The sequence below is a fragment of the Jatrophihabitans sp. genome (genome assembly GCA_036399055.1).
In the GTDB taxonomy this organism is placed as follows: domain Bacteria; phylum Actinomycetota; class Actinomycetes; order Mycobacteriales; family Jatrophihabitantaceae; genus Jatrophihabitans_A.
In genome coordinates this window covers 288,653-302,636 of sequence record DASWNX010000029.1, presented here as the reverse complement: position 1 = coordinate 302,636, position 13,984 = coordinate 288,653, and the positions used below count along the sequence as shown (strand labels likewise).

Genomic DNA, 13,984 nt, shown 5'->3' with positions numbered 1-13,984 from the left:
TAGCAATCCGCCTCACCTCAGGCGCGCTGGGACCGGCCATCGGCGGATGGTCGGTAACATGTGCTGTTGGCAGCCAGCCCGACGGGCTCTGCGACAGGCTGTGGAAACAGCTCCGCGACGATGAGAATGAGGACCATGACCGCAGCCGGACCGATGGCGCCGGAGCGGTTGACCGCGGGGCCCGGGGCTCCCGGTCAACCGCTTCAGCGGGTCAACGCCCCGGGCACCTTCTTCCGCGGCTTCGGCGCCACTGCCGGTGAGATCTGGCAGTACCGCGAGCTGCTGGGCAACCTGATCCGCAAAGAGCTCAAGGTCAAGTACAAGGACTCGGTCCTGGGTTTCGTCTGGAGCCTGCTGTTGCCGTTGGTGCAGCTGGGCGTCTACTGGCTGGTGATCGGCAAGTTCCTCGGCGCCGGCGCGATCCCGGCCTACGGCGTCTACATCTTCTGCGGGCTGGCGATCTTCACGCTGTTCTCCGAGATCCTGAGCACCGCCACCACCTCGATCGTCTTCAACTCCGGCCTGGTGAAGAAGGTCTACTTTCCACGCGAGCTGTTCCCGCTGGCCGCGACCGGCGCCGCGCTGGTGAACTTCCTGTTCCAGCTGGTGATCCTGCTCAGCGCCGTGGTGATAGCCGGCCTCAACTCGGGCAAGTGGCCCGATCTGAGCGAGCTGCCGCTGCCGCTGCTGGGGCTGGTCGTGCTGGTGGTCTTCGCCACCGCGCTGGGCCTGCTGCTGGCGGCGGCCAATGTCTACCTGCGCGACGTGCAGCACCTGATCACCGTGGTGCTGATGCTGTGGTTCTGGGTCACGCCGATCATCTACAACGTCCGCCGGGTCAGCGGCGAGCTGCCCTCGGCGCTCTACACGCTGTACCTGATGAACCCGATGACACCAGTGGTGTTCAGCTTCCAGGCGTTCTTCTGGCCGCAGGGTGACGGCACCGAGTTCGAGTTCGACGGCAACGTCTACGGCCGGCTGGGCGTCATGCTGGTCGTCGGCCTGGCTCTGCTGTGGTTGGCCCAGCGGATCTTCGCGAAGGCTCAGGGCAACTTCGCGCAGGAGCTCTGAGCCGCCCCATGGCCGGAAATCCCGTCATCCGGGTCAACGACGTCTCGAAGAAGTTCGTGATCCGCAAAGACAAATCGCTCAAGGAGCGGTTGGTCAACGCCCGCCGCTCGCGCGCGAACATCGAGGAGTTCTGGGCATTGCGCCACGTCGACCTCGAGGTCGACCCCGGTCACACGCTCGGCCTGATCGGCGGCAACGGATCGGGCAAGAGCACGCTGCTCAAAATCATCGGCGGCATCCTGACACCATCGGACGGCTTCGTCGAACGGCGTGGCCGGCTGGCGGCGCTGCTCGAGCTCGGCGCCGGTTTCCACGGCGACCTGACCGGCCGTGAGAACGTCTACCTCAACGCCTCGATCCTGGGCCTGAGCCGGACGCAGACCGACCAGTACTTCGGCTCCATCGTCGACTTCTCCGGCATCGAGCCGTTCATCGACACCCAGGTGAAGTTCTACTCCTCCGGCATGTACGTCCGGCTGGCCTTCGCGGTGGCGATCCACGTCGACCCCGAGATCCTGCTGGTCGACGAGGTGCTCGCGGTGGGCGACGAGCCTTTCCAGCGCAAGTGCCTGGACCGCATCAAGCAGTTCCAGCAGGACGGCCGCACCATCATCCTGGTGACCCACAGCCTGGAGCAGGTCCGCCAGATGTGTGACCGGGTGGTGCTGCTCAACGCCGGCTCCGTGGTGGTCGACGGCTCGCCGGGCGAAGCGGTCCGGCACTTCCGCGAGGCCAACTCCGAGCAGGACCACGTCGAGCAGGCCGCCCGCAACCACCTGCTGACGATCTCGGACCCGCGCACCGTCGACGCCGCCGGCAAGCGCCTGAGCACCTACCCGGTCGGGGCCAGCGTCGCGGTGGAGTTCGACGTCCGCGCCGAGGCCGGCGCGTCGGTGAGCGACTGGGCTGCCGGGGTGGCGCTGACCGACGCCTCGGGGCTGCTGATCTACGGCACCAACACGGTGCTGCAGAACGTCGCGGTCGCCCCGATCAGCGGCGTGCGCACCGTCCGGTTCCGCTTCGACCAGCTGCCCGTCGCCGAGGGCCAGTACTTCGTGACGCTGGCCGTGCACCCCAAGACCGGGCCGGACTACCACCGTATCGACCGGGCGATGTCCTTCCAGGTGGAGAACAGCGCCAACGACCCGGGCGTGCTGGCCCTGAGCCCGAAGATCGAGATCGAATGACCGCCGACAGAAGGAACCTCCAGCGATGAGCCTGTTCCAAGCACGCACCCCGGCCGAGGCGGCGAGCCTGCTTCCCGTCAACGACCAGCCGGTGGTGATCGTCCCGGTTTTCAACTCCTACGACGACGTGGTGCGCTGCTACGAGGCCTATTTCCGCAACACCCCGGCGGACGTGCCGTTGCTGGTGGTGGACGACCGCGGCTGGGACCGGCGCCCGTTTCAGGTGCTGAAGGAGGTTTTCGACGCCGCCGCGCCGGCGCACGACGTGGTGGTGCTGGAGCAGATCTCGAACAAGGGCTTCCTGCTCACCATGAACGACGCGTTCGTCGCGGCCGGCCGCAGCGACATCGTCATCCTCAACAGCGACGTGATCGTCGGTCCCGAGTGGCTGACGCGGATGCGCGAGGCCGCCTACTCCTCCTCGACGGTGGCCACCGTGACGGCGCTGACCAACCACGGCACGATCGTCTCGGTGCCCAAGCGCAACGTCGCGACCGACGACGTGCCAGGCGGGCTGTCGGTGGACGAGGCGGCCCGCCGGGTGGCGGCCGGCTCGCCCAGGCTGCGGCCGCGGATCCCGACCGCGATCGGGCACTGCACCTACGTCAAGCGCAGCGTGCTGGACGTGGTCGGCCCGTTCGACCCGGCGTTCAATCCCGGCTACGGCGAAGAGGTGGACTTCAGCCAGCGCGCGCTGGCGGCCGGCTTCGAGCACGTGGTTGCCGACGACGTCTTCGTGTTCCACAAGGGCGGTTCGAGCTTCGGCCGCTCGCCCGAGATCGAGAAGCGCAAGTACGAGCACGAGCAGATCATCCAGCGCCGCTACCCCTATTACGGCCCGTGGGTGCGCCGGTCCTCGATGGATGACTACTCGCCGCTGGCGGCCTCGCTGCTGGCTGCCCGGCGCTCGCTGCAGGGGCTGGTGGTCGCGGTCGACGGGATGTGCCTGGGCCCGCTGCCGGCCGGCACCCAGGTCGTCGTGGTCGAGACGGTGCGGGCGCTGGCCCAGCGTCCGGACGTGCACCAGGTGCTGGTCTACACGCCGCTGCAGGTGCCCGACTACGTCCGCGACGCCTTCACCGGCCACGCCAAGATCGAGATCCGGCAGACCACGGACCTCACGCCGCAGGTCACTGAGAAGGCGCACGTGGTCTACCGGCCCTACCAGGTGCGCGACGCCGACGAGCTGGAGTGGCTGCGCAGCATCGGCGAGCGGGTGGTGGTCAACCAGCTCGACCTGATCGCCTACCACGACGCCGCCTACTTCAGCCGCGACCAGGCCTGGCGGGACTACCGCGACCTGGCCAAGCTGTCGGCCTACGTGGTCGACGGCCTGACCTACCTGAGCGAGCATTCCCGCGACGCGGCCCGGTCCGAGGGTTTGCTGCCCGATGACAAGCCCAACCGGGTGATCTACTGCGGCACCGAGCACACCGCGCTGACGCCGCAGACCTCGATCCGCCCGCCCGGAACCGAGTCGGCCGAGACCGGCTTCATCCTGTGCCTCGGGGTCTCCTACCTGCACAAGAACCGGTTGTTCGCCCTGTCGGTGCTGGCCGAACTCCACAAGCAGGGCTGGCGCGGCTCGCTGGTGCTGGCCGGGGCTCAGCCGCCCGATGGCTCGTCGCTGCCCGCCGAGGCCAGGTTCATGCTGGAGCATCCCGAGCTCGCCCAGTTCGTGGTGAACCTCGGCATGATCAGCGAGGCCGAGAAGGTCTGGCTGTACTCCAACGCCGGCCTGGTGCTGTACCCGACGATCTCGGAGGGCTTCGGGCTGGTTCCGTTCGAGGCCGCTCACTACGGCGTGCCGTGCCTGTCGACCCGGCAGGGCTCGCTGGTCGAGGTGCTGCCTGAGGACATCCCGGTGATCGACGAGTTCGAGCCGGTGCGGGCGGCCGAGACCGCCAGGGCGCTGCTGGATGACCCGGCGGCCGGGCAGAAGGTGGTCGACCAGATCCTGAGCAAGGGCGCGGAGTTCAGCTGGGCCCGGGTGGCCTCGGACGTGCTGGAGGTGCTGCACGAGGTGACCAGCCGCCCGGCCTGCCGGGTGGTGGCGATCCGCGGCGAGCAGGACTACGCCTACCTCGCCGGCGCCGGTTTCGGCAACGGCGGATCGGGCTCGCCGGTCAAGAAGGGCATCGACTTCGCGGTCGACTGGTTCCTGGCGCGGCCCGACATCCGGGTGAAGCTGGTGCCGCCGGGCTCCAAGCGCCAAGCCCTGGTGCGCCAGGGGATCGACATAGCCCACCGCCGGCTCTAGGCCGATCGGCATTCGAGCAGCTCACCGCTAGCTCTAACTTGGGCTTGGCTTCAACTTGGGACGAAGCAGTGAAGGCGCTGGCAGAAATATCTGCCAGCGCCTTCACTGTCGCCCTCGGTCGATCAGAAGTGGACGAGTCGGCTAACGGTCCCTTGCCAGCCGCACATTAACCGCTTATTCGTATCCGTTCATTAGTAGACGATCACGAGATGTCGTCCGCTTAACGCGGCTCGATCGACGCCATCGCCGAGCGGTGGTGACTTTTCAGCACCTGCCGCGTGTCAAGCATGAGCCTTAGTCCGTCCACTGCTCCAGATCGCTCCACGACGCCTTGGCGTTCGTGCCGCCCTCGAAGCTGGATAGGCCTAATTGAATGCCGCCGATAAGGTCGTCGTCGTCATCCATCTTGACGTTGAGCGATGCGCCGCCGTAGGAAAGGGTGAAGTCCCAGCTACTGCCGTCGTCTTCCCACCAGTAGAAATAGACAGAGCACGAGGTGTCGCCCAGGTAGCGCGGGCCGTACCACCAATCCTCGTCATCGTTCAGACTGGACCAGTCGATGTCGGTGTAGCTGAGGCCGCATCCTTGAGCACGCAGCGATATCTCCGCACTGCCCTTGGCCCACGGCTCGTTGTCGTTGATGATGTGCACTTTCGCCATGCGCACTTGATAGATAGTCGCTGCCAAGGTCGTGGTCGTCTGACCGTCCGCTGTCGCCGTCTGGCGGCTGGCCGACACCAACTCCGGGTGCAGCAGCTTGCCCGAGTCATCGGTTCTCTCGTTGACTCCCAGGACGATCACGGGCCGAGTGGGCGCCACCTGCGCGTCCAGCGCGTAAGCCTTTCCTTTGGCGTCGTAGGCAGTGACGGTCTTGAGCGTCGTGTCCTCGACACCGGTGGGCACATAGGCGACCAGAGGCGTGTAGCTAGCGGCATTCCAAGAGTCGAAGTTGGCCGGCACGGCGACCTGGAAGCGTGGGATGTCGGCGGCCAGGCGATCGACGGCGCTGAGAGCGTCGCTGGATTGAGCGCTTCCCCCATGGCTGTATGCAGTCGCCAGGCCTCGGCGGACATCTGACGTAGTCGAGAGTGTCTGGTAGAGAACCTCGGTGTCGCCATCGAACCGCTTTGCCACAGCGGCGTGAACGCTCTGACGGAGGTTCTGCTGGGCCATCGCGCGAGCGAACAGCTTCGCCAGTGAGTCCAGGGACTTGTTGACGCGAGCGTCGGACTGATTGGTCGCGCCCTGTGCCGGCGCTGGGGCTGCGACCGCTGAACCGGTGATGCCAACCGTGGTGCCGGAGGCGACTGCGAACGCAGTCAAGCCCGCGACAACGAGCCGAGAGGGCCTTCGAGGTTTGCGGGTTCCTGCTCGCTGTGAGGCGAGTGTCCTCGGACTAACTGACATATCACTCCTTCTAGTCGGATGTGACGGTCATCACACAGCGGGCAGATTAGCAGGATGCGGAGATTTCTGTGCGTGAGTTCATCCCAATGCGTTAAGTCTTGTAGTCATGCTCGGCTATGACATGTCGACTGCCGCGGCCAACGCTTGTCCTCCCTCTTGGGCAGGCGTCCGAGCCTGTTCTGGTGTCGAGATGCCGGTCGCGGCACCCAAGCGCCGCGCGTGCGTCATCCCGGCGAGCTGCGCTGTTAGAAATCCCTATGTAAATCATTGACAACTTTATTCGCACCCTCTTATGGTGCCCTTATGACCTAATTATCGATCTCATCCGAATGCCCCCCAAAGTGACGTAGAAGAACCGGCACGTTCGAGGGCACACGCGCGGATGGGAAATGGTCTACTGCCACGGGCCGCCGGCCCAGGCAGGCGTCGAGCGCGTCCCAGCACGGTAGGGCGCACTTGGAGGTCTCCCCGGCTCACACCCATCCAGCTGAAAGCCAGCGCTCTCACCTATACGAGGCCGCCCGAAGGCGGCTGCCGCTGATCAACTTTCGCCTGTCCTGAAAGGTCTACTCATGGCCCTAATCCCTCGTCGCCGTAGCGCGGCAGTGGCCGCCTTGCTCGGCATGTCGGCCCTGGCCGTCACCGGTATCGCGGTCACCGGCTCGGCCACCGCCGCGCCCAGCCCGAAGGCGTCACCGTCCGCTCTGGCCGCGCAGTCGGCCGCCGCCCTGGTCGCGTCCAAAGCAGCCGCCCTGCACATCAGCAGCCACGACGCCTTCATCGCCCACTCGGTGATCTCGACGCCGGACGGCCTGCAGTACGTGCCCTATGACCGCACCTACAAGGGCCTGCCGGTAGTCGGCGGCGACTTCGTCGTCGTCACCAACGCCGCCGGCCAGGTGCTGTCCACGTCGGCGGCCCAGGAGCAGGCGATCAACCTGGCCACCACCGCGACGCGCACCCCGTCCCAGGCCGCGGCCGCCGCTCGCACCCACGCCAAGGGCAAGGTCATCGACTCGGTCACCGGCACCCGCCAGGTCGTGCTGGCCTACGGCACGCCGCGCCTGGCCTATGAGACGGTGGTCGCCAGTCACACCGACGCCAAGCCCAGCAAGCTGCACGTGTTCACCGACGCCAAGACCGGCGCCCTGTTGCACTCCTCCGACGAGGTCCGCGAGGGCTCCGGCACCGGCAAGTGGAACGGCCCGAGCCCGCTGGCCATCGACACCAGCCACCCGACTTCCACCACCTGGACGATGACCGACCCGACCCGCTCCAACGTCTCCTGCCGCGACTACACCACCAGAGCGGTGCTGTCTGGCACTGATGACGTGTGGGGCAACGGCGTGGGCAGCAGCATCGAGACCGGCTGCGTGGACGCCCTGTTCGACCTCAAGAACCAGTGGAGCATGCTCTCCAGCTGGCTCGGCCGTAACGGCATCAACGGCTCCGGCGGCGGCTTCCCGATCTACATGGGCCTCAATGACCTCAACGCCTACTGGAACGGCTCCTCGGTCACGATCGGCCACAACCAGGCCGGCGACTGGATCTCCTCCCTCGACGTGGTGGGCCACGAGTTCGGCCACGGCCTCGACGCCAACACCCCCGGCGGCATCGGCTCCAGCGCGGTCGCTGAGTTCACCGGTGATGTCCTGGGCGCGCTGACCGAGCGCTTCGCCAACGAGTCGGTCACCTACGACGAGCCGGACTACCTGGTCGGCGAGGAGATCAACCTGGTCGGCAGCGGCCCGATCCGCAACATGTACAACCCCGCGGCCGCTGGTGACCCCAACTGCTACTCCAAGTCGGTCAACACCATGGAGACGCACTCCGCGGCTGGTCCCGGCAACCACTGGTTCTACCTGGCGTCGGAGGGCAGCAACCCCACCAACGGCCAGCCGGCCAGCCCGACCTGCAACGGCTCCACCGTCACCGGCATCGGCATCCAGACCGTCGGCAAGATCTTCTACAACGCCATGCTGCAGAAGACCTCCCGCATGAGCTACGCCAAGTACCGCATCGCCACCCTGAACGCCGCCAAGAACCTCACCCCCGGCAACTGCGCCAACTTCAACGTCATCAAGGCTGCCTGGAACGCTGTCAGCCTCCCGGCGCAGACTGGTGAGCCGATCTGCTGAACCCTCGGTTCAACGAACGGCGGTCACCCGCTAACCAGACCGGGTCACCGACCCTTCGACGCATGACCTGAGTCGCGACCGGGCGGCGAGCCAGTGACGGCTTGCCGCCCGGTTGCTATTGACGTGTGATACGCCAACCACTCGTGTTCGACGCCAGAGGCACGTCCACATCTCGGCCCGCCTACCTTGCGCGGTAAGCCTCGCTCTGACGAGCGATTCGCAGCACGACGACTTCGCGTAGGTCGTCGCTGATGCGGTATAGCCCGCGGTAGGTTCCGCGCCGTGCGGACCCGATGCCCGCTAGATCGTCCCGGAGTTGGTTTCCGACCCGATGCGGATTATCGACCAGCGCCGTCGTCAGGAAATCGATCACAGCGACAGCCACGGCTTCAGGCGACTTGCTCGTGATGGCTCGCTGCGCGGGTGGCGTGAGAACCAACTCGTACGGTTGCTGGCTCACCCGCGCAATCGGCGAACCGCATCCACGCCACGCACCACGTTGTCACGCGCGTAGGCGGCGTCCGCCTCACGGATGTCGGCCAGCGCATCGGAGTCACTCAGCACATCAATCGCCTCTACTAGCTGCGCCAGATCATCTGGACTGATCAACACCGCAGCCAGCCTGTCGCTGCTGAACCATCGGACCAGGAACTCGTCGGCTCGCTCGTCCAGCTGCGCAGATCGGTGAGGCGCCGCTGGGCCAGCCTTACCACGGGGGCACTGACGAGGAATATGTGAACGTTTATTGAAATTGTCGGTAAACCTCGCTAACGTCCGCTACGGGCAGTAATTCTCGCGCGAGGGCCCTCATCCGTCAGCAGAGTCGGGGCGCGCGCCTGTCAATGCTGTGGACACCTATAGCCGTGCCCGTCCATCCCCCTCACTCCATGTTTCACCGACCCCTGAAGGAACCCACCCATGGTTCTTCCCCAGCGACCTCGTCGCTCCACAGCGATCGTCACCCTGACGAGCTTGGCGGCCCTGGCCGTCACCGGAATCGCGGTCACCGGCCCGGCGGCCACCGCCGCGCCCAGTCCCAAGGCCTCACCCAGCGCCCTGGCCGCGCAATCGGCCGCCGCCCTGGTCGCGTCGAAGGCCGCTGCCCTGCACGTCAGCAGTCACGACGCCTTCATCGCTCACAAGGTGATCTCGACGCCCGAGGGCCTGCAGTACGTGCCCTATGACCGCACCTACAAGGGCCTGCCGGTGATCGGCGGCGACTTCGTCGTCGTCACCAACGCCACCGGCCAGGTCCTGTCCACCGCGGTGCAGCAAGACAGCGCCATCAACCTGGCCACCGTCGCCACGCGCACCCCGTCCCAGGCCGCGGCCGCCGCTCGGACCCACGCCAAGGGCAAGGTCATCGACTCGGTCACCGGCACCCGCCAGGTCGTGCTCGCCCTGGGCACGCCCCGGCTGGCGTATGAGACCGTGGTCTCCAGTCACGTCGGCGCGACCCCCAGCACGCTGCACGTCTTCACCGACGCCAAGACCGGCGCGGTGGCCCACTCCTACGACGAGGTGCACAAGGGAACTGGCACCGGCAAGTGGAACGGCCCGAGCCCGCTGGCCATCAGCACCAGCCACCCGACTTCCACCACCTGGACGATGACCGACCCGACCCGGTCGAACGTCTCCTGCCGCGACTACACCACCAGAGCGGTGCTCTCGGGCACTGATGACGTGTGGGGCAACGGCGTCGGCAGCAACCGAGAAACCGGTTGCGTGGACGCCCTGTTCGACCTCAAGACCCAGTGGAGCATGCTCTCCAGCTGGCTGGGACGCAACGGCATCAACGGCTCCGGCGGCGGCTTCCCGATCTACATGGGCCTCAATGACCTCAACGCCTACTGGAACGGCTCCTCGGTCACGATCGGCCACAACCAGGCCAACGAGTGGATCTCCTCCCTCGACGTGGTCGGCCACGAGTTCGGCCACGCGATCGACGCCAACACCCCCGGCGGCATCGGCTCCAGTGCGGTCGCTGAGTTCACCGGTGATGTCCTGGGCGCGCTGACCGAGCGCTTCGCCAACGAGTCCGCCGCCTACGACCCGCCGGACTACCTTGTCGGCGAGGAGATCAACCTGGTCGGGCAGGGCCCGATCCGCAACATGTACAACCCCTCGGCCGCTGGTGACCCGAACTGCTACTCCAGCTCGATTCCGACCATGGAGACCCACTCCGCGGCCGGTCCCGGCAACCACTGGTTCTACCTGCTCGCCGAAGGCACCAACCCCACCAACGGCCAGCCCACCAGCACCACCTGCAACGGCTCTACCAACCTGGTCGGCATCGGCGCCCAGACCGCCGGCAAGATCTTCTACAACGCCATGCTGGCCAAGACCACCAGCATGACGTACTTCAAGTACCGCATCGCCACCCTGAACGCCGCCAAGAACCTGACCCCGGGCGTCTGCACCAACTTCAACAAGGTCAAGGCCGCCTGGAACGCCGTCAGCGTCCCGGCGCAGGTTGGTGAGCCGACCTGCTGAGCCTTCGACGCATGACCTGAGTCGCGACCGGGCGGCAAGCCAGTGATGGCTTGCCGCCCGGTTCGTCGTTGGCGCCTGACACGCCAACCACTCGTGTGCTGGTGGGCGGCGAGGGTTCGGCGCGGACTACAACTAGGCGTCGGTGAGCCAGGGCATGAAGGGCACGAGCGGCGTGACGTCGGCGTAGAGCTTTTCGGCGAGCATCTTCTCGCCGTCGAACGTGAAGACGCCGACGGAGCGGACCTTGATGACCTGACCGGTCTGATTGCCGTCGAAACCATGGGGAAAGACGGTCAGCACTTCCACGGCCGTCGCGCTCGGTGAGTGGTAGAAGGCCTCACCGATGTGCTCGTTCGGGCCCATCGAGTCGAAGAACAGCTGCAAGAACTTGCGCACCTCGTCGCGGCCGTCGATGACCTTGTCCACGCTCATGAGCTCATACCGGGGCACGCCGCTGAAGGTGGCCAGGACCGCGTCGACATCCTTGCGGCTCTCGCCTTCCAGATGCGCGGCGAGGGTCTTCTCGCGGACGGCGATGATCTCGGGACTCACCATGGCAGATGTCCTCTCAGGCGGTGGCTGGAACGCCTCGGTCGCTGCCGCGTCATCGCCCCTCGATGACGGCGGCCTCGACCTCGCGGGCCGGCGTGACCCAACACTATGGGCGCGACCGCGCCGATGGCCACTGTCTGCCCTGCCCGCAGCGACCCGAAAAGCTCACCCACACAGCCTCTCGAAGACGGTCGAACAGGGTCCTTTCCACTGTCCGACGTGACCTACGCACCCGCAAGGTCAAGGCCAGGACTGCTCCGGCCGCCACCCCCACCGCCGTGGTCCGGGCACGCGGCGGGCTGCGCCGCAGTCGCTCCAAGACGGCTTTGGCCAGCAGCGGGCGCAGCATGGCCATCCCACCGGGACGGACGTGCACGCTGCCGGTGGCCAGCCTTGCCCACCGCCAGTGCTGGCCGCTGCCGAGGGTAAGCAGGGTGCCGGACGGCCCGGTCACCTTGAGTTCTACGCCGGCGGTGTCCAGCGAGTCCGCGAACGCACCCAGCGCCTGAGGTCCGCGCAGGTTCCGGTGCTTTTCCGGCCGTTGGCCCGCAAGCGCCGCCGCCACCAGGTCGGCCGGGCTCTCAGCGTGAACGACCAGGTGGTTGTCGGCGCCGCTGAGGGTCGCGGACTGGCCGTCGAGGTCGATCCGCAGATCGCCCTCGACGTCCAGCTTCGGCAATGGCTGCGACATCAGTTGGACGCGCGCTCCCGTGTCGTGATGCGCAGCGTCCCGTTGAGCTTCCACATGGCACGGGGCGCGTCGGGACCGGTTTCCCGCGGCACCTCAACGATCATGTCGACGAATTCGTAGTTGATCGCGGCGCCGCGGCCGGTCAGGTATGCCCACATTTCCTTGCCGAGATCAGCGAAGCTGGTCGCGACGTGGTTCTGCTCGATCGTGTGCTCTGACATCTGCCTACTCCTGATGATGATGTTCGTGGTGACCGAGCCCGAACGGCTCGGCGGGCACTGCGCTAGTGACTGGGGTTTCTCCTTTCCGTGATGCGGCAAACGGTGCGGCGCGTCACCGACTGCCACCAGGCTGGTCGAGCGTGCGAACCGCCACAACGTGCTTGAAGGCGCCGGTCAGCAGGATCGACGCCTCGACGGCCGAAGGCGGCGCGATCACGGGCCGGACAGAGCGCAGCTATGCCGGCGAGGGCGGCCAGTGGTGGCGCGGGAAGGGACTGTGGACTGTGCCGAACCGGTTCGCGGTGAGAGAGAAGACGCTGATGACGGACTGAGCGCACACCATGACGACTCCAGACGTGGCCGGCCGCGACGATCGGCAGCAGCGTGCGCGTGTCCTGGTTGAGCGCCCTTTTCTTTATACGCCCGCGCTCAGCGGTCTTGTTGAAATTTGTGCAAGTATTTTTCAGGAGAGTGACGGATTTTCGGACAAGCCCTTTCGAACCTTGCGGCGCCACGACTGGTCGAGAAGGTCAGCGGCCTGTTCCAGGCTTGTGCACACAGTGCCGCTGCCGATCGAGGACTGTCGCCAGCCGGCGCCCCCGAGCACCACCGTGAGTCCGCGATGATTCTCACTCAACTCACGAATCTCCTGTTCCGACGCATTGGCCGGCTTGGTCGCCCAGATGAAGACCGCAGCCGCTCGGATGCGGGTCGCAGTGCTGGTCAGCGCCTGCGTCGGGGTGCGCGCACCGAGCGTTCGGACCGGCACGCCGCGTTCTGCGAGGGCGCCGCGGACCGCGAGCAGGGTCAGCACGTGGTCTTCCCGAGGACCGCCGGCCAGTACCACCGGCCGATCTTGTGCAGGTTCAGGGAGTTGGCTGACATAGGTGGCGAAAGCCGCGGTGATGGCCTGGGTCAGCAGATGCTCGATCTCGATGCCCGTTCCGGTGTGCTGCCAGTGCACTCCTGTGGCGACCAGCACCGGCCGCAACACCTGGTTCCAGGTCCGCGTCGTCTTGAGCTCATGCAGTGCCTGCAGGGTCATTTCCCTGGCGCCTATCTCATCCAGGCGGGAGGCTGCCCGTCCGATGCCCTGGGCAGTGCGCCCGGCGCCGGGAAGCGCGAGCACGAAACCGCCGCCGTAGCGTGAAGTCCCTGCCGTCACCGGCCAATCCGTAGCGTCATCGTGGCGCTGCTTGCCGGCGAGCACCAGAGCCGCTGCGGCCGCCGGGGTCTCGCCGGAGATCACCGCCGCGTGCATGTGGTGCAGCCGTTCCACATCCGCGCTGGTGTAGCGCCGATGGCCGCCCTCAGACCGGGCTGAAGCGACAAGGCCATAGCGTCGTCCCCACATCCGGACCGTCGATGGGGAAACCCCGAGCTGGGCTGCCACATCTCCGACTGAGAGCAACTCCACCGCGCCATGATGCACCCGAACCGGCGATTGCGGCAGCAGATCGTGGGACCCCCCAGCCTGACACCCAAGTTGTGCAAGTTTTGGTTGCGACCCCGCATTCGGCGGCCATACCTTGAGAGACAGCGGAAGCGAGACCAGAGACGCTCCCCACCCTGATCTAACCGAGAGCGCAGCGCAGCCCGTCGGACCAGTAGCTCCTCGACACGAAAGCAGGCGAGCATGATGTTCGATCCCCAGGACCCCGCGATCCCTCAGCCCTATCGCACCGTTAACCCGGTGCACGCATTCTTCATCGCGCTGTTAGGGCCGGCTGATTCACCGGCCCACCCGCTGATCGGGACCAAATACGACCCGTACTACCAGCAGTTGCGGCAGAGTGAGAGCCTTGAGCGGCGGCGCGCCCGCGCGGAGCAGCGAAGGCAGCGCGGGGTCACCGTCAACGACCAGCCGTTCGGCGCTTCGTCACCGCTAGCTGAGCCTCAGCAGAGCTTGAGAGCTGATGGCGGATGGCCGCGGACGGACTTCGTCTGATTCCTACTTGTGCAAG

At 66.4% G+C, this 13,984-nt stretch carries 12 protein-coding genes; 6 read left to right on the top strand and 6 right to left on the bottom strand.

The features are described from left to right. Positions 1-135: 135 nt before the first annotated feature. From VGB75_12520 to VGB75_12510, 3 genes are read left to right on the top strand one after another with little or no spacing between them, the layout of a single operon-like run. The gene (locus tag VGB75_12520; GenBank protein HEY0167856.1) at positions 136-1,071 is read left to right on the top strand and encodes an ABC transporter permease; all 936 of its coding nucleotides are present in this window, start codon (positions 136-138) and stop codon (positions 1,069-1,071) included. Positions 1,072-1,079: 8 nt separating this feature from the next. Then, on the top strand, positions 1,080-2,258 hold the full coding sequence (locus tag VGB75_12515; GenBank protein ID HEY0167855.1) for an ABC transporter ATP-binding protein: 1,179 nt from the start codon (positions 1,080-1,082) through the stop codon (positions 2,256-2,258). Positions 2,259-2,283: 25 nt separating this feature from the next. Then, positions 2,284-4,518, top strand: coding sequence for a glycosyltransferase (locus VGB75_12510; GenBank protein HEY0167854.1), 2,235 nt, complete (start codon positions 2,284-2,286; stop codon positions 4,516-4,518). 294 nt (positions 4,519-4,812) lie between these two features. Here VGB75_12510 and VGB75_12505 read toward each other — a convergent pair whose 3' ends face one another. Continuing rightward, on the bottom strand, positions 4,813-5,841 hold the full coding sequence (locus tag VGB75_12505; GenBank protein ID HEY0167853.1) for a DUF3103 family protein: 1,029 nt from the start codon (positions 5,839-5,841) through the stop codon (positions 4,813-4,815). 656 nt (positions 5,842-6,497) lie between these two features. Between VGB75_12505 and VGB75_12500 the strand changes: the two genes are divergently transcribed. Continuing rightward, positions 6,498-8,063 carry a M4 family metallopeptidase gene (locus tag VGB75_12500; protein HEY0167852.1) on the top strand — a complete coding sequence of 522 codons (1,566 nt, stop codon included), beginning with the start codon at positions 6,498-6,500 and terminating at the stop codon, positions 8,061-8,063. Positions 8,064-8,519: 456 nt separating this feature from the next. Here the strand turns inward: VGB75_12500 and VGB75_12495 are convergent, their stop codons facing one another. Beyond that, a complete protein-coding gene (locus VGB75_12495; GenBank protein HEY0167851.1) occupies positions 8,520-8,675 on the bottom strand; it encodes a hypothetical protein in 156 nt (51 codons plus the stop codon). Positions 8,676-8,981: 306 nt separating this feature from the next. Between VGB75_12495 and VGB75_12490 the strand changes: the two genes are divergently transcribed. Further along, positions 8,982-10,556 carry a M4 family metallopeptidase gene (locus VGB75_12490; GenBank protein ID HEY0167850.1) on the top strand — a complete coding sequence of 525 codons (1,575 nt, stop codon included), beginning with the start codon at positions 8,982-8,984 and terminating at the stop codon, positions 10,554-10,556. Between the two features lie 132 nt (positions 10,557-10,688). Here VGB75_12490 and VGB75_12485 read toward each other — a convergent pair whose 3' ends face one another. The 4 genes from VGB75_12485 to VGB75_12470 form a co-directional block, all read right to left on the bottom strand. Continuing rightward, positions 10,689-11,111: a nuclear transport factor 2 family protein gene (locus VGB75_12485; protein HEY0167849.1), complete on the bottom strand. Its 423-nt coding sequence runs from the start codon at positions 11,109-11,111 to the stop codon at positions 10,689-10,691. 103 nt (positions 11,112-11,214) lie between these two features. Beyond that, entirely contained in the window at positions 11,215-11,799 is a 585-nt protein-coding gene (locus VGB75_12480) for a hypothetical protein (GenBank protein ID HEY0167848.1), read from the bottom strand. After that, positions 11,799-12,020 (bottom strand): hypothetical protein, encoded by a 222-nt coding sequence (locus VGB75_12475; protein ID HEY0167847.1) that lies wholly within the window; start codon positions 12,018-12,020, stop codon positions 11,799-11,801. Before VGB75_12475 ends, VGB75_12480 begins: the two co-directional genes overlap by 1 nt. Before the next feature lie 463 nt (positions 12,021-12,483). Further along, positions 12,484-13,437 carry a MerR family transcriptional regulator gene (locus VGB75_12470; protein ID HEY0167846.1) on the bottom strand — a complete coding sequence of 318 codons (954 nt, stop codon included), beginning with the start codon at positions 13,435-13,437 and terminating at the stop codon, positions 12,484-12,486. 219 nt (positions 13,438-13,656) lie between these two features. Here VGB75_12470 and VGB75_12465 point away from each other — a divergent pair, with 219 nt between their 5' ends. Then, positions 13,657-13,968, top strand: a complete 312-nt coding sequence (locus tag VGB75_12465; protein ID HEY0167845.1) for a hypothetical protein — start codon at positions 13,657-13,659, stop codon at positions 13,966-13,968. Positions 13,969-13,984 lie beyond the last annotated feature (16 nt).

Excerpts from the sequence above, each read along its gene's own strand:
- VGB75_12510 (HEY0167854.1), top strand. The coding sequence starts at position 2,284 with ATGAGCCTGTTCCAAGCACGCACCCCGGCCGAGGCGGCGAGCCTGCTT.
- VGB75_12515 (HEY0167855.1), top strand. The coding sequence starts at position 1,080 with ATGGCCGGAAATCCCGTCATCCGGGTCAACGACGTCTCGAAGAAGTTC.
- VGB75_12480 (HEY0167848.1), bottom strand. The coding sequence starts at position 11,799 with ATGTCGCAGCCATTGCCGAAGCTGGACGTCGAGGGCGATCTGCGGATC.
- VGB75_12490 (HEY0167850.1), top strand. The coding sequence starts at position 8,982 with ATGGTTCTTCCCCAGCGACCTCGTCGCTCCACAGCGATCGTCACCCTG.
- VGB75_12475 (HEY0167847.1), bottom strand. The coding sequence starts at position 12,020 with ATGTCAGAGCACACGATCGAGCAGAACCACGTCGCGACCAGCTTCGCT.
- VGB75_12500 (HEY0167852.1), top strand. The coding sequence starts at position 6,498 with ATGGCCCTAATCCCTCGTCGCCGTAGCGCGGCAGTGGCCGCCTTGCTC.
- VGB75_12485 (HEY0167849.1), bottom strand. The coding sequence starts at position 11,111 with ATGGTGAGTCCCGAGATCATCGCCGTCCGCGAGAAGACCCTCGCCGCG.
- VGB75_12520 (HEY0167856.1), top strand. The coding sequence starts at position 136 with ATGACCGCAGCCGGACCGATGGCGCCGGAGCGGTTGACCGCGGGGCCC.
- VGB75_12465 (HEY0167845.1), top strand. The coding sequence starts at position 13,657 with ATGATGTTCGATCCCCAGGACCCCGCGATCCCTCAGCCCTATCGCACC.